The following is a 17,546-nucleotide window of genomic DNA, read 5'->3' on the forward strand; positions in this document are numbered from 1 at the left end:
AATGGACAGGGAGTTCTGATTCATGGCGGAAATCAAAGCCGAAGAGATTTCGAAACTGATACGCGAGCAGATTGAAAACTATGAGCAGGGGATCAGTGTGTCCGAGGTGGGGAGCGTCATCAACGTCGGGGATGGCATTGCCCGCGTCCATGGTTTGGAAAAGGTCATGGCGGGCGAGTTGGTGGAGTTCCCTCGAGAGGGAGGAAACTCCATTTCGGGAATTGCGTTGAACCTGGAGGAGGACCAAGTCGGCGTCGTCCTGCTGGGAGAGGCCTCCGAAGTCATGGAGGGTGATTTGGTGCGCCGGACCAAACGCATCATCTCGGTGCCGTGTGGCAAGGCCCTGATTGGCCGCGTGGTCAACCCCCTGGGGCATCCCGATGATGACAAGGGACCGATTGCGGCGGACGCCTTCAATCCGGTCGAGCGGCTGGCCCCCGGCGTGGTGGATCGACAACCCGTGAGGGAACCCCTGCAAACGGGATTGAAGGCCATCGACGCCATGATCCCGATCGGCCGCGGCCAGCGCGAGTTGATCATCGGGGACCGTCAGACCGGCAAGACGGCAGTCGCCATCGATACCATCCTGAACCAGAAAGGCGGCGACGTCATCTGTATTTATGTGGCCATCGGCCAGAAGCGGTCCACGGTGGCCCAGGTCGTCAAGACGCTGGCCGACTACGGGGCCATGGAATACACCATCGTGGTGTCCGCTTCCGCCTCCGACCCCGCCCCCATGCAATACATCGCGCCCTATGCGGGTTGTGCCATGGGGGAATACTTCCGCGACCAGGGCCAGCACGTCCTGCTGGTTTATGACGACCTCTCCAAGCATGCCGCCGCCTACCGGGAAATCTCCCTGCTGTTGCGCCGGCCACCCGGTCGCGAGGCCTATCCCGGAGACGTATTTTATCTTCACTCCCGCTTGTTGGAGCGGGCCGCAAAACTGAACGATGCCAACGGCGGCGGTTCCTTGACGGCGCTCCCCATCATTGAGACGCAGGCCGGCGACATCTCAGCGTACATCCCGACCAACGTCATTTCGATTACCGATGGTCAGATCTTTCTGGAAGCCGATCTCTTTAATTCCGGCATCCGCCCGGCGATCAATGTCGGCCTCTCCGTGAGCCGCGTGGGAGGCAACGCGCAGATCAAAGCGATGAAGCAGGTGGCGGGGACCCTGCGGTTGGAACTGGCTCAATACCGCGCGTTGGCAGCCTTTGCCCAGTTCGGCAGTGACCTCGATAAGGCCACGCAGGCCCAGCTGGCCCGCGGCCAACGCCAGGTGGAAATCCTCAAACAGGCCCAGTATTCGCCCCTCCCGGTGGAACGGCAGATCTTGATTATTTATGCGGCGACGAATGGCTTCCTGGACGACATTGCGGTGGAAGACTGCCGCCGGTTCGAGCAGGAGCTGAACACCTATGTCGACACGGCCGCCCCGTCGCTGGCTCGAAAGATCGTGGACAAGAAACAGCTCGATGGGGAATTGCGGGAAGAGATCAGCCGCACCCTCACCGTGTTCAAGGAAAAGTTTGCCCTCCAGAAATCCGCGGCCGCCTGAGGCGGGGAAGCGCATTTACCCGGCAGAGTAAAGGACCAGCCCTTTCGTTATGGCGAACATCCTCGACATCCGACGCCGCATCCGGAGCGTCAAGAACACGCAGCAGATCACCAAAGCGATGAAGATGGTGAGCGCCGCGCGGTTGCGCCGCGCCCAGGAGCGGATTGTGAATGCGCGTCCTTACGCGAACCGGATGCTGGCCGTGTTGAATTCCCTGGTGACCCGGGTCCAGGAGACCCTCTCCGAGGAGGAAGCTGAAAGGATCCATCCGCTGCTCGCCGAACGGGGAGATGACAAAATTGAGTTGGTGATCATCTCGGGGGACCGCGGGCTCTGCGGGGGCTTCAATACCAACATCATCAAGGCCGCGCAAGGGTTCCTCGACGGCCATGCGGACAAGCAACTCGACCTGGAGCTGGTGGGCCGAAAGGCGCGCGACTATTTCAAGCGTCGCCGCTGGAAGATTCACCACGAGTACGTCAACATCTTCTCCCGGCTCAAGTATGAGCATGCGCAGCAGATCGCCCAGGCGATCATCGAAGAATACTCCCGCTCCGAGCTCGACGCGGTCTATCTGGTCTATAACGAATTCAAGTCGATCATCCAGCAGCGCATCGTCGTCGAACGGTTGTTGCCGGTTGCCAAGCTCGAAAGCGCCGGACTGGAAAGCCAGGCGGATTATATTTACGAACAGACTCCCCGGGTGATCTTCAACGACTTGTTGCCCAAGCACGTGGAGGTGCAGGTCTACCGCGCCCTGCTCGAATCGGCCGCCGCGGAACATGCGGCCCGGATGACGGCGATGGATTCCGCCACCAACAATGCCGCCGAGATGATCGATTCGCTGACCCTCAACATGAACCGCGCCCGCCAGGCGGCCATCACCAAGGAAATCATCGAAATTGTGAGTGGCGCGGCGGCGCTATGAACCCCGGCTGCAAAGCCATCCTGAATTTATGACTGTGTGGAGAGAAGCATGAGCCAAGGCAAGGTCGTCCAGGTCATTGGGCCGGTTTTAGACGTGGAGTTTGAAGAGCAGCACATGCCGAAGATCTACAATGCGCTGCGGGTCACGAGCGCGGGTTTCGAAGTGCCCCAACCCATCGATGTGATTGCCGAGGTTCAGCAGCACCTCGGGGAAGGCCGGGTACGCGCCGTTTCGATGCAGCCGACGGACGGGATGGTCCGCGGGATGATCGCGGAGGATTTGGGGCAGGGGATCACCGTGCCCGTCGGGAAGTGCACCCTCGGCCGCGTCATGAATGTCGTCGGCGAACCGGTCGACAAGCTGGGGCCCATCCACGCCGAAAAGCGCTATCCCATCCACCGACCCGCTCCAGGGTTCGATGAACAAAGCACAAAACTCGAAATGTTCGAGACGGGAATCAAGGTCGTTGATCTGGTCGAACCGTATCTTCGGGGGGGGAAAATCGGATTGTTTGGCGGCGCCGGCGTCGGCAAGACCGTCATCATCATGGAGCTGATTAACAACATTGCCCTCAAACACGGCGGAGTCTCGGTGTTTGCCGGCGTGGGGGAGCGCACCCGCGAGGGGAACGACCTGTGGCTGGAGATGCAGGAATCCGGAGTGGTCAACATCAAGGAATTTGAGAAATCCAAGGCGGCGCTCATCTACGGTCAAATGACCGAGCCGCCGGGGGCCCGGCTGCGCGTGGGTTTGACCGGGTTGACGGTGGCGGAGTATTTCCGCGATGAGGAGGGACAGGACGTTCTGCTGTTCATCGACAATATTTTCCGGTTCACCCAGGCGGGGTCGGAAGTGTCAGCCCTGTTGGGACGAATGCCCAGCGCCGTCGGTTATCAGCCCAACCTGGCCACCGAATTGGGAGAACTTCAGGAGCGCATCACCTCAACGAAGAAGGGTTCGATTACCTCCGTGCAGGCGATTTACGTCCCCGCTGACGATTACACCGATCCGGCCCCCGCCACCACATTCACCCATCTCGACGCCACCACCAACCTCTCGCGCGAGATCGTTGAGCTCGGGATTTATCCGGCCGTCGATCCGTTGGCATCTTCATCCCGAATCCTCGACCCGCGCATCCTCGGCGCCGACCATTACAGCACCGCCCGCGCCGTGAAGTTGATTCTGCAAAAATATAAAGACCTCCAGGACATCATCGCGATTCTCGGGATCGATGAGCTGAGCGAAGAGGACAAGATCGTTGTGGCCCGCGCACGCAAGATCCAGAAATTCCTCTCGCAACCCTTCTTCGTGGCGGAACAATTTACCGGCCTCGAAGGGAAATACGTGAAGCTGGAAGACACGATCCGGGGATTCAAGGAAATTGTGGATGGGAAGCATGATGATATCCCGGAACAGGCCTTCTACCTGGTGGGGACCATCGAAGAAGCGCTCGAGAAAGCGGAAAAACTAAAAACCTCGGGACAGGAGAAATAAAGACAGCGGTTTCTTCGGAGGCTCAATCGGAGTGAGGCGGCATGTTGCCTGATAAAATTAGACTGGATATCGTCACCCCTGACCGTCTGGTGCTCCTGGAATGGGTCGATGAGGTGCAAATCCCCGGCCAGGAGGGCTACCTGGGAGTCCTTCCGGGTCACGCTCCTCTGATCACCGAACTTAAGATCGGTGAGGTCTCGTATCGGCAGGGGACGGAAGTCACCTATCTGGCCGTCGCGTGGGGGTACGCCGAGGTGTTGCCCGACAAGGTGACTATCCTCGCGGAGACAGCCGAGCGGGCCGAGGAAATCAATATCCAGAGGGCACTCGACGCCAAGGCCCGTGCCGAAAAACGCCTGGCAAAGGTCAATGATACCGAGATCGATTTCAATCGCGCCCAGGTTTCCCTCGAACGAGCCCTGATCCGTATCCAGGTCGCAAAGCACGCAAGCAGCCGCGTCTGACTCCGGCGTGAGGTGGACCCCAAAATTTTTTCGTCCACGATCTGATCGCCTTCCCAACACCCCCACTCCATTTCGAATTTACAGCTCAAACCTCGACTTTCCCCTGATCCCGCGGAGAGGGTCCAATTTCCGCGTGGCATCAATTGCCTTAACCGGTGCAGTAATCTCGCCCCGAGGGAACCCCTCATCCGTTTCTTCCTTCTGAAATTCAGACCTCACGAATTCACGATTTGTATGACAATAATATACTACATTATTAGTATTAATGATTTGTTGACTGAACCATGGAGTCTTGCAGGCTATATATTGATTCATGATACCGCAAAAGTTGCCTGAAATATCACCATGTATTTGTCAGTCTCCTGTCGAAGTCGCAAGATCATCCTCCGGGTAAGAGATTGACTGAGTTAAAAAAAACGACGTCATGTATTAATACTATATTAGTAGTTTATAAACTATAAATTATTTGTATTCATTAACAAAGCCATGTTCCATTCTGTAGAATGTGGCACTATCCAAGAATAGAAATTCCTGGAGCTCTATATTTCCTACTTGGGAAAGATCCCCTAATAGTCTTACACCTCAGGCCTCGTTGTTTCTGTCATGGGGGGTTACAGGCCCACGAAAGCACCGGCCTTCAATGAAAGAGCAGGGAAGAGCGTTGGAATCCTCGATGGATGACAGGAACCCGGATGGGGACCTTCAATCGAATTCATGAGATTGACGGAATTAAGGGCAAAATCACTTCGAAGGCGAACTATAGGTTGAGGGGGGCTTAGTCTGTGCCAAAGAGCGCGTTTGTTTCAAGAAGATTTAGTTTCACAAGTCTGCTCGCGATCTTCGTTTTGATATTCACGGTGGCCGCAGTCTCTGCAGTGGTCCTGTTTGGTTATGTAGAAGGACCCCCGGCAGGAGAAAACGGCTGGCCGGGCGGGTCAGGTCCGAATTGTACGGTGTGTCATTTTTCGTTTGCCCTGAATGATCCCACCAGCAATAGCGGGATAACCACTTCCGGATTCCCGACTTCCGGCTATGTCCCCGGTCAACAATACACCCTGAACATCACGGTCGGACTGGTTGGGCCTCAGACCTCGCCGCCGCGAAGGCGTTTTGGATTTCAGATTTCCGCCCGGTCTAGTTCGACTTCCGGCAACCCCCAGGCGGGAACTTTTGCTTTAATAGGGAATACAGGATTCGACACCCCGGGAGGATTAGGCACCACCACGTCTCCCACCCCAGTGAATGGAATTGTCTACGTGTCGCACAATGCCGCTGGAACCTGTACGGCTGCCACTTCCTGTACCTGGCAGGTCAGTTGGACCGCTCCTGCTGACGCGTCCTTGGGTACGATCGAATTCGATATTGCCGGGAATTCTGCTAACGGGGATTTGACCAACCAGAATGATTACATTCTGACCAAGGCAATTTCGGTGTCCGCGACGGTTCCCAGTCAGGCGCCACAGTTTGGTCCAACGAACCCGAGTTTCCCACACATTGGAAGCATCCGGGGAGGGACAACCGTGACTCTGGACGGGTCCAACTTTGTGAACGGGGCGGTCGTGTTTTTCGGATCGAATCAGGTCAGCGCCTCCTTTATAAGCTCCTCCCAACTGACGGCGGTTTCGCCTCCATCCAGCGCCGCAGGTCCAGTGGACTTGAAAGTTCAGAATCCGGATGGCAAATCGTCCACAATCGATGGCGCGTTTACGTATTTTGATGATTCAACCTTGAAGATTGCCTATGCGGTGGCCACTCCGGCGCCTTCCAAGCAGGCCGATGTGGCTGCCGGCGGTGAGGCCCCCGCCGGAAGTGGAATCTTTAGCTTCTCGCAGAACAACGTCCTGGTTACGACGGTGGGAACGGCTTCAGCGACCCCCACAAGATCCTTCTTGATGTTTGCCTCTTCGAAGCCTTTCAAAAGCGTGAACGGCCCGATCCCGAACAATACGGGGATCGCGATCATCAACCGCTCCGGAAGCACCGCGAACCTGACCTTCACGCTCATCAACAACGATGGAACCATCAAAGCGGGTCCGCAGCCCGGGCCTGCGCTTGCTGACGGGGCGCACCTTCAGGGGTTTGTAACGGACTCGAATTTCTTTGGCGCCGCGGCGGACAATTTTGAGGGGACCTTAAGGGTGGACAGCACGCAGCCGGTCAGCGCGCTGACATTACAGCTGACCAACAACCAGTTGCCCAGAAATGAAGCGCTGTTTACCTCTTTTCCAGTCGCCGATCTCACGCAAGCCCCCGCCGTGGGTGCAAAACTGGTCTTCGCGCACCTGCTGGGCGGGGGTGGATTTCAAACCGTGATTGTGCTGATGAACACCACCAACAGCCCGATCTCCGGGAATGTCCTCCTCTTCAAAGACAGCCCCTCGATGCCCGGTTTTGATTTCGGCACCGGACCGATCGCTCAGATCCCTTACTCCATTCCTCCGTTCTCGGAGCAATCCGCGACCTCGATCGGGACAGGGGCTCTGACGGATGGGTTTGCCGTGGTCGTCCCCGACGCCGGCAAGGCCACCCCTGTTGGAACCGGGGTCTTTGTCTTCACTCAAGGTGCGTTCACGGTTACCACGGCGGGGGTTCCATCTTCCCCGGCAATTCAGTCGGGATTGATCTTCGTGGATACCCATCCGACCTCCAGCGGGCTGGCCCAGGATACGGGGGTTGCGCTGGCGAATCCGTCATCGACCCAGACCGCTGATGTGTCGTTCAAGCTGCGCACTCTGGTTGATGGGCAGGTGGTGGCGAGCAAGGACCTGAGTCAGGTCCCTGGCCACCATGCGCTGGCGCCGAACAGCCATGACGCCTTGTTTGTCGACCAGATCTTCACCGGCGGGGAAGCGAGCAATTTTACCGGAACCCTTTCCATTGAAACCGCGAGCCCGGACGGCATATCCCCGTTGACCCTCCTGCAGACGAACAATCAGCGCGGGGATGCGCTCCTCACCACGCTGCCGGTGGCAACGGAATCTGCTTCCACGGCGCCGGTATTCTTCCCTCAGCTGGTTGCTTTTGGGGGATTCCAAACACAATTGATTCTGCTGAACCCGTCGGGAAGCGCCGCATCGGCCGGGACTTTAAACTTCCTTAATGAGCTGGGATCTCCGTTGGTCTTGCCGTTGAACGACGAGGTCAACAGTTCCTTTGCATACAATCTCCCGTCCAAGGGAGGATCAACCTACAAATAGGATCCTTGTGGGGGACACAGGAGTGCGCCCTTTCCGTGTCGCCTCAGGGAACTGGGCGACGATCCGTGTCTGTGGACGCGTCCCGCGTCCAAATGACTCGAGCGGCAGGGAGAATGCGGACGACCTTCCGCCAGGGCGACGCATCCCTCGACGTGTGCGGACTCCTGCGACCCGCCTTGTCAATTCCGGGTGGATGTGTTAAAAAAGAGCCCCTTGTCCGCTCCGAGTGCGCCGTGGCGAATCGGAGTGTGTAAGCCCGCCGAGAGTTGGGAGGTCGTCCAACGGTAGGACTGCAGACTCTGGATCTGCGTATCGGGGTTCGAATCCCTGCCTCCCAGCCAAGTTCCTTTTGACCGCACTGCTCGTCCGGATCCATGGGTTCCTTCACCTTCCAACTTGGAGTGGCGTGTCGCCTATGAGCGTTCCAGTATCCATTCACCACATCCGTGACCATTACGACCAGCTGTCCACATATTACCGGACCCTGTGGGGAGTACACCTCCACCATGGGTACTGGGAGGACAATGAGCCCCAGTCGGTGGCTCAGGTAAACCTCGTCAAGAAACTCGCAGGTCTGGCGGAACTCGCTCCTTCCATGCGGGTGCTCGACGTAGGCTGCGGGATGGGGGGATCATCCCTGTGGCTGGCCGAACACCTGGATGCCGCCGTCGCCGGGGTTACGCTCAGTGAGGTGCAGGCGAAAATGGCGAGCAAAAATGCGGAGCGCTTAGGACTGGAAGGACAAGTATCTTTTCATCTTGCCGATGCCAGCCATCTGCCCTTCGCAGGGAATTGCTTCGATGTCGTTTGGATCATTGAATGCAGTGAGCATCTGGAGGACAAGAGATCATTTCTCCGCGACTGCAGCCGCGTTTTAAGGAGGGGAGGAAAGCTTGCGATCTGCGCGTGGCTGAAGGCGGACGCCCTTTCGCCCGAAGAGGAGGAGGCGTTCATCAAGCCCGTTTGCACGGGCTTTCTATGCCCCTCGCTCGAAACCATGAACAATTACAGCCGCTGGATGGAGGAGGCTGGCCTTACGGTGCGTCACGCCCTCGACATTACCTCGCGAGTGGAGAAGACCTGGTCCTTGTGCACGAAGATTGTCCGACGACCGGAGGTAAAGCTTCTGGTGCGGTTTGGAGATGAGCATATTCTCAATTTTGTGAATGCCTTTGAGACAATCCAGAATGCCTACTCGCAGGGAAAGATGAGATATGGAATGATGGTGGCAGAGAAGCGCTGAGCGGGAAAGTCATTTGGGGGTGCGAAATGCAGACGGCAAAATAGGGGCCGCAACGGGCGTCTCGATTAGCGTGAACAGCGAAATTTACTTTTTGGTCAAGTTCAGATATTGTTAGTGTGGCGCTGACAAGGGATCGTCACCTGGGCACCCCCTTCACCCCCGAAATGGATTGCCTTTGGCACGACCTCGACGTCCTGTCGCCTTGTGAGGCATTATGCAGTTATCTCCTCCCTTTTAATCACTCGGGGTAATCACGCCTTCATAGGATAATTTCGATGAATAGAATCCTTCGTCTCAGCAGCCTTTTATTAGTCATTGTGGTGGGTCTCGTTCCACCCTCTCTCCTCGCGCAGCACCCCCTCGCCAAGCGCTATCGCGAACAAAGTACTTGGATCGGGCGCGCCGAACCCGGAATGCAAATGAAGTCAATGATGTTCGCATTCCAACTGCAAAACCAGCAGGATCTGGAACGATTGCTCCGGGAACAGCAGGATCCGCAGTCGCCCAATTATCACCGCTGGTTGACCCCCGAAGAATTCGGAAGCCGCTTTGGTATCCCCCAGGCGCAGTACCAGCGCGCGATACAGTGGCTGGAGGAGAACGGCTTTACAGTCAACATGGCGCTCGGGAACCGGCTGAGGATCTATTTCGATGGAGCCACCGGGGACGTCGAGCGTGCGTTTGGCACGCATATCCAGCTTTATGATTACAAGGGGAAGACCTATTTTTCCAACGACCTTGATCCTCGGATTCCCGCGGAATTCCAGGACCGGGGCTTGGGGATCTATGGGCTGGATGATTTTCCCAAGGAGCAACCACTCTTTAAGAACGGCAACAGATTTGGCTTGGCGCCCACCGACACCCATGTGGCATACAATCTTCAGCCCCTCTTTCAGAGCGGCATTGACGGCACCGGACAGAGCATCGCCATCGTGGCCCGGACCAACTTCAACATTGCCGACGTCCAATCCTTCCGGAGCACTTTTGGACTTCCTGCGAATGATCCCGTGAAGATCCTTGTGGGCAACGATCCGGGAGATCTTGGCGGTGGGGAAGAGTCTGAAGTACTGCTGGATACCGAATGGTCAGGCGCGATTGCGAAGGGTGCCACCATCCAGGTGGTGATCGCCCCCAATAAGAACATCCAGGCGTCCCTGGATTACATCCTCAATAACCTGTTCACGACCCGAGTCATGAGCCTCAGCTTCGGTTTGGGTGAAAGCGCTTTCTCGACGAGCGGCCAGGTGGACTTTATCAGCACCTTTTTTTCCCAGGCGGCTGCCCAGGGACAGACGGCCCTGGTGGCCTCAGGCGACCAAGGCGCACAACAGGGAATCAGTTCAGGGAATAGCTCGGGTGCCGACATCAACTATCTGTGCGCCTCTCCTTATGTGGTTTGCGTGGGTGGGACGACACTGGTTCCCCAACTCGACGGAACGAGCACGAATGTCATTGGGTACAACAGTGAGAGTGCCTGGGTTAAGAGTGGGGGCGGCAAGTCCAGGTTCATCGTTAAGCCCTCTTATCAGTTTGGGCCGGGTGTTCCGCTGATCAATGACGACGGGTTTCGGGATGTGCCGGACGTGGCCACAGTTGGGAATCCGGCCGGCGGGGCCTTTGTTTTTCAAGGGGGAAGCCTCAGTACAGGGACCTTCGGTGGGACGAGTTTAAGTGCTCCGCTCTGGGCTGGCGTCTTTGCATTGGTCAATCAAGCGAGCTTTTCGAATTCGCCGGGCGGGGTGGGATGGGCCAATCCGAGATTATACGAAATGGGCCGGGTGCAGTACGCGCAAAGCGGTCCCAAGTTTTTCAACGATGTCCTGGTAGGAAACAACAATACGGATACCGTCACCGGTTTTACCGCCGGCCCGGCCTACGATCAAGTCACGGGATGGGGATCTTTCAACGGAGACGTGTTCGTCAGGAGTTTCAGCCAGATCCCCGCTCCCCCGACCATCTCGATGGATGGCAATCCTCAAACGACCGGTACGATTCCCCCCGCGAACTCTGCGACGGAGTGCACCCTGAATTCCACCCAATACACGATCAATGTCCCCGCAGGGGCGGTGCAGCTGGTGGTGACCCTGGATGGACCTCCCGCCGGTGATGTGGATCTTTATGTCCGCAAGGCGCTCCAGGTCGGGAATGCCGGCTCGTTCAACCCCTTCGTTTCGGATTACCGTTCCGAAGGGTCCACGGCACACGAGGCGGTCTATGTGGGTCCGAATTCACTCAACCCGCTGACCCCCGGCGTCTATTTCATTGGTGTGTCCAACTGCGGGTCAACTCCAGGTGCATTTACACTTTCGGCCAGCGTGATTACAGGCTCCGCCGCAACCAAGGTGGAAGAACTCTCTGTCGATAACGGCATTGTTGAGGTTCCGTTTCCCCAGAGCTCGGCGAATGGAACGATCGTGGTGAATCGGCTGAGTCCGTCGCGTTATCCCTCCAAGCTGACGAAGATCCGAGTTTACTCAACCCAATGGGCCCAGACGCAGAATCCTATCGGACAAACCATCCGTCTCATTGCGTTTGCCGACCCTTCCGGTTCGGGAAATCCACCGTCTCCTACACCTCAATTCCTGGTGGATCAACAAGGCACGATTTCGGGCTCTAATGGATTCATGGAATTCACCGTACCCAATCCACCCACGATTACGAGCGGCGACTGGTATGTGGGCTTCCAGCATCCATCCACAGGCACTGCCGTCCTGGCCTCGATCAACACGAGTGGACCGCCCCGGCAAGCGAGCTTCATATCGATGAATGGAGGAGCGGCCTTTACGGGGCCTTTTATTCTGCCCTCAACCCTTGAACCTGCAAACTTCATGATCCGCGCCGTTGTGGAGAGTCATGTCGACACTCACAGCACGGTCAACCTCCAGATTCCACCCATCGGCGCAAGTACTGTGTCCACGAGCACAGCGAACACATTCGTGCAGGTGGGATACGCCACGGCAAACGCAACCAGCGGGGGCGTGCCATTCGGGACTGCGGTATTTACCCTTACCCAAGGTGGGACGGTGGTGACCGAAGCGGGTGTGCCCGCTTCGGGGACGACCACTCATGCCCGGATTTTTATTGATTACCGGACAGCAGTCCCGGCGAAGAGCAATGCCGTGGACGCGGGAACGATTGGGATTGACACAGGATTTGCAATGGTCAATCGCGGTGTGGGCCCGGCGAATATCACTTACACGCTGAGGGATTCCACAGGGGCAACAATACTCGCCAGTGGGGTCGGCACCCTAGCTCCAAATGCTCACGATGCACGGTTCATCGATCAACTCACCCAGGTGGCGCCGGCTTTCGTCCTGCCTGGAAATTTTCCTACGACCACAAAGTTTGGGACGCTTGACATTGTAAGCACTCAGCCCCTCGCAGTGGTGGCGTTGCGGCTGACAAACAACCAGCGGGGAGACACACTGATTACTACCACCCCGATTGCCGACTTGAACGCATCGTTGTCGTTCGACCCCATTAGCTTCCCGCAAGTGGTGGATGGGGGTGGATTCAAGACCATCCTGATTTTGGTGAACACCTCAAGCGTCTCCGAGACCGGCCTTGTGAAATTTTTGACCGACACAGGGATACCGCTGAACGTCCATCTAACCGACGACTCTGTCGGCAGCTCTTCCTTCCCCTATCTCATCCCGGCCGGCGGGTTTAGAGTGATGGAAACGGACGGGTCCCCGTCGAGCCAGAATGTGGGGTGGGCGTTGGTGACGCCCAGTTCAACGAACACGCCGGTGGGCGCCGGGGTATTCAGCTTCACACAGGGCGGTACGCTGGTCACCGAGTCGGGCATCCCCGCCGCCGTCCCTACCACGCATGCGCGGATCTATGTGGATAAAACGGTCAGTGCGGCCGGCACGCACAACACGGGACTGGCAATCGCCAATCCCGCCCAACCACAGAGCCTGAGTGTCACCATCAATGCCTTTCAGCTGGATGGCTTCACGCCCGTAGGCAGTAGTGCGGGACCGGTGGTTCTGAACGGGTTCGGACATACGGCGAAGTTTGCCGACCAGTTCATCAACGGGCTTCCCAGCGGATTCACAGGCGTGCTGGACATCAGCGCGTCGTCTCCCTTTGTGGCGCTTACCTTGCGCTCGCTCAATAATACTCGTCTCCCGAGCAGTGATTTTCTTCTCACGACGTTCCCTATTGCCGATCTCAATCAGATTTCACCGAACCCGTTAATCTTCCCGCAGATTGCCGATAGCGGCGGGTATCAGACGCAAATCATTCTTCTCAACACCAGCAATACAACCTCAAACGTCACGGTGAATTATTTTGATGGGAATGGCCAGCCGCTCGCGTTGAAGAGCGGAAGGGAAGATAAGTAACTTAGACGTCGGAAGGCGAGAGGTTTGGAAGGGCGGGATTTTAATCCTGCCGCTAAAGCGGCTTAAAAAAAAATTCTCGTGTGGGCCATCCTTCGGCCGGACTCAAGTCCGGCCCTTCCTGAAATCTTAAACTGATTTTTCTTCGTCTCAAGAGAACTCCTCCCAAGCCGACTATCGGTTCGTCTTTTCCAGGTATTCCCGCCACGGTTTCCAGTAATATTTCTCCCAACCCTCAGTGACCCCCTGAACATCGTGATCGGCCACGTTGATGTGCACCAACTCGATTCGACCTGCCTTTCCCTCCGGATAGAAGGTGAGTGTGAGGATGGAGTCGATATCTTCAGGTTTCCAGAGGTAAGCGCGCCAGGATTGAACGATCAGCCGATTCGGAATGGTGTAGAGCATCCTTCCTGAAAGCATGTCCCCAAAGGCTCGAAATTCTGATCCGGCGTCCGAGCTGATCGTAACGGGGGCTCCGGTGAAAGCGGCATGGAGTTTTGGGTCGAGATACATCTCATAGAGTCTCTCGGCGGGGGCTGGCAGCGTCACGCTTTGCTGAACGGTTTTGGGCATGCACTCTCCTCTGTGGCTCTTTGGGGCCCTGTCTAAATCCGCCTGTGCCTTCAGTTCCAGGTCTTTCTATCCATCCTTTCTCTTCAGAATTTCAGATAGAAGCTTTCTGGCTTCTTCCTCATCATGAGGTTCGACCTGCAGCTCTATCGGACCGGCAATGAGATTGTAGCCGGTTCCGATGCGCCCGGCACCGAACAAATCCTGGAGGCCTTCGCCTCTGACCAGGAATTGGATGCCAGCTCTCTCGAGCTGGGATTTGGCATAAGCAAGGATGGCGGGATCTTCAGTTGTCAGAATGGTGACCAGGGAGTCGGATTTTACTGCTTCCTCATTTTTCATCTGTGCCTCCTTTAAGGTCTATTCCAGCGTTAGTCTGTCATCTCACCGCACGCCCCCGTGCAATGGGTCGACGTTGCATTCGGCCATCCGACAAACGTGGACTTTCATTTAGGATTGGAACCAGGGTTGGGTTCCTCCAGGTATCGCAGAATCTGTTTCTCAAGATTATTTGCCTCGACTTTCTCTCGCAGCACGCCTTGTCGATCGATAATCCACAGGGTGGGGAAACCGTCCACGTTATACTTTGCCGCAATCGGATGAAGATCGTTCTCTGCGGTCAACGATCGATCCACCATTTCGGGCCAGTCATATCCTTTTTCGCGAAGGAGTGCCTTCGCCTTGTCAATCTTCTCGTCGCACAGTATCCCCACGATCTGCAATCCACGCTGATGGTATTTCTCGTGAGTCAGCTTGAGTTCAGGGAGAGCTTTCACGCACGGTTGACACCAGGTCCCCCAAAAATCGACCAATACCACATCCCCCTTCCATTGATCGGTGTCGATCTTCTCGCCCTCAAACCCGACCCCTTCCAGACGGATGGGTTTTCCAAAAGACCTCTTTTGAAGGACAAATCCATGGCCCATGCTAGCCGTTCCTAAATTGCTCATCATCCAGTCGTACCACTTGGCTTTTACCGCAGGGTCCGGCGTCAAATACAAGGCTTCAATTAGCAGGAGACCGGCCACGCGCTCGTCTTTCCGGGTAAGTTCTACCCTCGAGATCCGTTCATAGTCCTGTGGATCAACATGCATGTTGTTCGTACTCATGAAAAGGATGATATCGAGCAACGCGTCAGCCTCGGCTTTTACTGCGATCGGTTCTCCCGGATGACGCTCAATGATTTCCGTGCGGAGCGAGTTATACGCGTCCCATTCGTTCCGGTTCCAAACGGCATTGATGTCTTCGAGCTTCTGCTCCAATAATCCCTGCATCCTTGGCCCTTTGTATCCAGCCTCCTCCAACTCTGAAATCAAATCGATGCGGTGACGTCTCAGTTCGCGATTCTGCATCTTTGTTCGGATCCAAGTTGCCGGGTCATCCTGGAAAGTGGCCATTTGCTTTGGGAGCGCGTCGATCTCGGCAAGGATCTCTTCTGAGGGGCGGGGCGCTGGCCTTCGGAGGGCGGAACGATATTCTTTGTCAACCGGGCGTGGGAGAATCAGGGCACCAGGCTTCACTGCTTCACTCGACTGCGCAGAGACTTGCGAGGGATAGATGAGAATTGAGACCCCGAGCAAGATCCCCGCCAGGAGGACCCCCGAAAGAAGACCCGTTTTTCCCTTAGGCACACGCGAGGCATTCCTTTCATTATTCATCGTGTGACTGAACCTGGATTGTATCGGCCCTCTTTGAAGACAATGCGATGGCGCCGCACTAGAGCAATGGAACGGCAGCTCATTGGGTGGTGATTGTTTGTTCATGGATTTCTCCGGGGAGGGTAAGTGAACCAAGTGGAACGTTACGAGGAGAGTATATTCGGTTTCATGGTGTCAAACAAGTGGACTGTAGCAGCCCCCGACCGAGGCGCGAGATGAATTGATCAACCGCCATCTGGACTGATCAGATGATTGGGGTCGCATCTTTTCATTCTCCAATTTGGTGTGATGATGATGATTTACATGGAGTTATCCCTCGCGCGATTGTCCCAAACCTGGCTTCACGTTGGGTGTTGATCCCCGTAAAATATCTGAACTTTTTAGGGGGTTGGCACGTTACATAGGATAGGCACATCAAGAGAGGAGAGGGCAAACATGAAGAAGACACTACTGGGTCTAATTCTGCTGGTTTTGGCTGCCGGCATGGTGCTCGCGCAGACCAGCGACAAATGGCTTCACATTAAAGTCGATAACACGGGCGACAAAACGGAGCGCGTGCGTGTAAATATCCCGCTGGACCTGGCGGAGAAGATCCTCCCGGCAATTAACAAGGACCACCTCCACGGCGGAAAAGTCCGAATCGGTGAGGCGAAGTTCAACGACATCGATCTCCGGGCGATGTTGGAGGCGATTCGAAACGCCAAAGACAATGAGTTTGTAACGGTCGATTCGGAGCATCAAAACGTGCGTGTCGCCAAGCAAGGGGGCAACCTGATCGTCAAGGTGAGCGACCTCCGCCACGAAAAGAAAGAGCAAGAAGTGGATATCTCCATCCCATTCACGGTCATTGATGCCCTGCTTTCCAGCGGGAGAAAAGATGAGTTGGATCTCGTGGCAGCGGTCCGGGCTTTGGCGGCGCATGGGGATACGGTGTTGGTCACCGTCACGGATGGGTCGAGCAACGTTCGCATCTGGGTGGATTCAAACGCGCCCGCAGCGCAGTGAGGAGGTCATCATGCCTACAGGAATCGCAATTCTTGGCGGCGCAGGTGTTCTGGTGTTCGGGGGGATGGTTGCGGCAGGTGCTGCGGTTTACCAGGCGGGCGCCGTCCGAGTGAGCGTCGACGAGAAGAGACCTGATGGACATCACATCCATCTGATCGCCCCTGCAGCCGCTATCCCGATTGGGATAAGGTTTGTGCCGGATCGGGCGCTGCGACATGCCTCCTCGGAGGTGCGGCCCTGGCTCCCGGCCATCGAGGTCGCCGTCACGGAGTTGGAGAAGTATCGCGACTTCACCCTCGTGGAAGTCGAAGATGGGCAGGACCATGTGAAGATCCGGAAGATCGGCCCATCCATGGTGATCGATGTGGACAGTACGGACGCAACGGTACACGTGTCATTCCCGCTGAGAAGCGCGATGTCGGCCCTGCGCAGAATTGAGGCGCTTCCAAAGGACAGCAAAAATACCATTGTGGACGATCGGTTCTCCGATGAGGATGATTAGGTGTCTGAGAACAGTTCTCAGTTGCCAGTGCTCAGTTGTCAGTGAAAGGCACACAGAGTCCGAGTTGAGGCGCGCTGGCGGGATAAAACGTTAAGACCATTCTGCTGCAGCATATGCCACTGGGGTGGGGTGTCGCGTTTGGCACCGGATGGCCTCAGTGGCTGCTTTTTTTGATGGGCAGACTCAGCCCACCCTGCGTCAAGAGATTCCGATTGTATTCTTGAATAAGAGGTTCTCCCCTGAAAGTTCAGTCCCAAAGCAAAATATTCTGGTCTCCAAGCTCCACCCTCCCGAACTATTCCTTGAACTAATTCCAATGCGGGTTGAATTTATCCAATCAGGACAAATGCCCTGATTGACTGCAATCTACTGGCTCCAAGGCTGCTAGCCGATGGATGGGGTCGGGAATATTTCCCTGTCTTCTCATCCGGAACCTGGGGCGGATCACAGATCATATAGATCCTGGCTTCTAGGTGGCCTCGCTTTTTCTTTAGGATCCTATCTGAAAGCTTCCTAAAACTCGGGATATTGTGGCATGCTTGGGGAACCACTCTAATTTCATTGGTTTCCCG

Annotated in this window: 12 protein-coding genes and 1 tRNA gene; 10 read left to right on the plus strand and 3 right to left on the minus strand. The window is 56.2% G+C overall.

Features of this window, described 5'->3' with window-relative positions:
• Nucleotides 1-22 precede the first annotated feature (22 nt).
• The 8 genes from atpA (at nucleotide 23) to LAO21_03830 (ending at nucleotide 13,239) form a co-directional block, all read left to right on the plus strand.
• Entirely contained in the window at nucleotides 23-1,564 is a 1,542-nt protein-coding gene (gene atpA / locus LAO21_03795) for a F0F1 ATP synthase subunit alpha (protein ID MBZ5551820.1), read from the plus strand.
• A gap of 49 nt (nucleotides 1,565-1,613) precedes the next feature.
• On the plus strand, nucleotides 1,614-2,492 hold the full coding sequence (atpG, locus tag LAO21_03800; protein MBZ5551821.1) for an ATP synthase F1 subunit gamma: 879 nt from the start codon (nucleotides 1,614-1,616) through the stop codon (nucleotides 2,490-2,492).
• Between the two features lie 48 nt (nucleotides 2,493-2,540).
• Complete coding sequence (gene atpD / locus LAO21_03805) at nucleotides 2,541-3,986, plus strand: F0F1 ATP synthase subunit beta (protein ID MBZ5551822.1); 1,446 nt, start codon at nucleotides 2,541-2,543, stop codon at nucleotides 3,984-3,986.
• Nucleotides 3,987-4,030: 44 nt separating this feature from the next.
• A complete protein-coding gene (locus tag LAO21_03810; protein MBZ5551823.1) occupies nucleotides 4,031-4,450 on the plus strand; it encodes a F0F1 ATP synthase subunit epsilon in 420 nt (139 codons plus the stop codon).
• Nucleotides 4,451-5,232: 782 nt separating this feature from the next.
• Nucleotides 5,233-7,647, plus strand: a complete 2,415-nt coding sequence (locus LAO21_03815; protein ID MBZ5551824.1) for an IPT/TIG domain-containing protein — start codon at nucleotides 5,233-5,235, stop codon at nucleotides 7,645-7,647.
• A gap of 267 nt (nucleotides 7,648-7,914) precedes the next feature.
• A tRNA-Gln gene (locus tag LAO21_03820) sits at nucleotides 7,915-7,988 on the plus strand.
• Between the two features lie 74 nt (nucleotides 7,989-8,062).
• Nucleotides 8,063-8,890, plus strand: coding sequence for a methyltransferase domain-containing protein (locus tag LAO21_03825; GenBank protein MBZ5551825.1), 828 nt, complete (start codon nucleotides 8,063-8,065; stop codon nucleotides 8,888-8,890).
• A gap of 275 nt (nucleotides 8,891-9,165) precedes the next feature.
• Complete coding sequence (locus tag LAO21_03830; GenBank protein MBZ5551826.1) at nucleotides 9,166-13,239, plus strand: hypothetical protein; 4,074 nt, start codon at nucleotides 9,166-9,168, stop codon at nucleotides 13,237-13,239.
• 171 nt (nucleotides 13,240-13,410) lie between these two features.
• Here LAO21_03830 and LAO21_03835 read toward each other — a convergent pair whose 3' ends face one another.
• The 3 genes from LAO21_03835 to LAO21_03845 form a co-directional block, all read right to left on the minus strand.
• Nucleotides 13,411-13,812, minus strand: a complete 402-nt coding sequence (locus LAO21_03835; protein MBZ5551827.1) for an SRPBCC domain-containing protein — start codon at nucleotides 13,810-13,812, stop codon at nucleotides 13,411-13,413.
• Between the two features lie 66 nt (nucleotides 13,813-13,878).
• Nucleotides 13,879-14,151: a DUF2007 domain-containing protein gene (locus tag LAO21_03840; GenBank protein MBZ5551828.1), complete on the minus strand. Its 273-nt coding sequence runs from the start codon at nucleotides 14,149-14,151 to the stop codon at nucleotides 13,879-13,881.
• A gap of 104 nt (nucleotides 14,152-14,255) precedes the next feature.
• Nucleotides 14,256-15,161: a TlpA family protein disulfide reductase gene (locus LAO21_03845; GenBank protein MBZ5551829.1), complete on the minus strand. Its 906-nt coding sequence runs from the start codon at nucleotides 15,159-15,161 to the stop codon at nucleotides 14,256-14,258.
• A 741-nt stretch (nucleotides 15,162-15,902) separates the two neighbouring features.
• Here LAO21_03845 and LAO21_03850 point away from each other — a divergent pair.
• Both LAO21_03850 and LAO21_03855 read left to right on the plus strand, forming a co-directional pair.
• Nucleotides 15,903-16,472: a hypothetical protein gene (locus tag LAO21_03850; GenBank protein MBZ5551830.1), complete on the plus strand. Its 570-nt coding sequence runs from the start codon at nucleotides 15,903-15,905 to the stop codon at nucleotides 16,470-16,472.
• A 10-nt stretch (nucleotides 16,473-16,482) separates the two neighbouring features.
• A complete protein-coding gene (locus LAO21_03855) occupies nucleotides 16,483-16,974 on the plus strand; it encodes a hypothetical protein (GenBank protein ID MBZ5551831.1) in 492 nt (163 codons plus the stop codon).
• Nucleotides 16,975-17,546: the final 572 nt, after the last annotated feature.

The sequence above is a fragment of the Terriglobia bacterium genome (assembly GCA_020073085.1).
Lineage (GTDB): Bacteria > Acidobacteriota > Terriglobia > JAIQFV01 > JAIQFV01 > JAIQFV01.

Bases quoted from the DNA above. Each gene is read 5' to 3' on its own strand.
- atpA (MBZ5551820.1), top strand. From the start codon at position 23: ATGGCGGAAATCAAAGCCGAAGAGATTTCGAAACTGATACGCGAGCAG.
- atpG (MBZ5551821.1), top strand. From the start codon at position 1,614: ATGGCGAACATCCTCGACATCCGACGCCGCATCCGGAGCGTCAAGAAC.
- atpD (MBZ5551822.1), top strand. From the start codon at position 2,541: ATGAGCCAAGGCAAGGTCGTCCAGGTCATTGGGCCGGTTTTAGACGTG.
- LAO21_03825 (MBZ5551825.1), top strand. From the start codon at position 8,063: ATGAGCGTTCCAGTATCCATTCACCACATCCGTGACCATTACGACCAG.
- LAO21_03830 (MBZ5551826.1), top strand. From the start codon at position 9,166: ATGAATAGAATCCTTCGTCTCAGCAGCCTTTTATTAGTCATTGTGGTG.
- LAO21_03835 (MBZ5551827.1), bottom strand. From the start codon at position 13,812: ATGCCCAAAACCGTTCAGCAAAGCGTGACGCTGCCAGCCCCCGCCGAG.
- LAO21_03840 (MBZ5551828.1), bottom strand. From the start codon at position 14,151: ATGAAAAATGAGGAAGCAGTAAAATCCGACTCCCTGGTCACCATTCTG.
- LAO21_03845 (MBZ5551829.1), bottom strand. From the start codon at position 15,161: ATGCAGAATCGCGAACTGAGACGTCACCGCATCGATTTGATTTCAGAG.
- LAO21_03850 (MBZ5551830.1), top strand. From the start codon at position 15,903: ATGAAGAAGACACTACTGGGTCTAATTCTGCTGGTTTTGGCTGCCGGC.
- LAO21_03855 (MBZ5551831.1), top strand. From the start codon at position 16,483: ATGCCTACAGGAATCGCAATTCTTGGCGGCGCAGGTGTTCTGGTGTTC.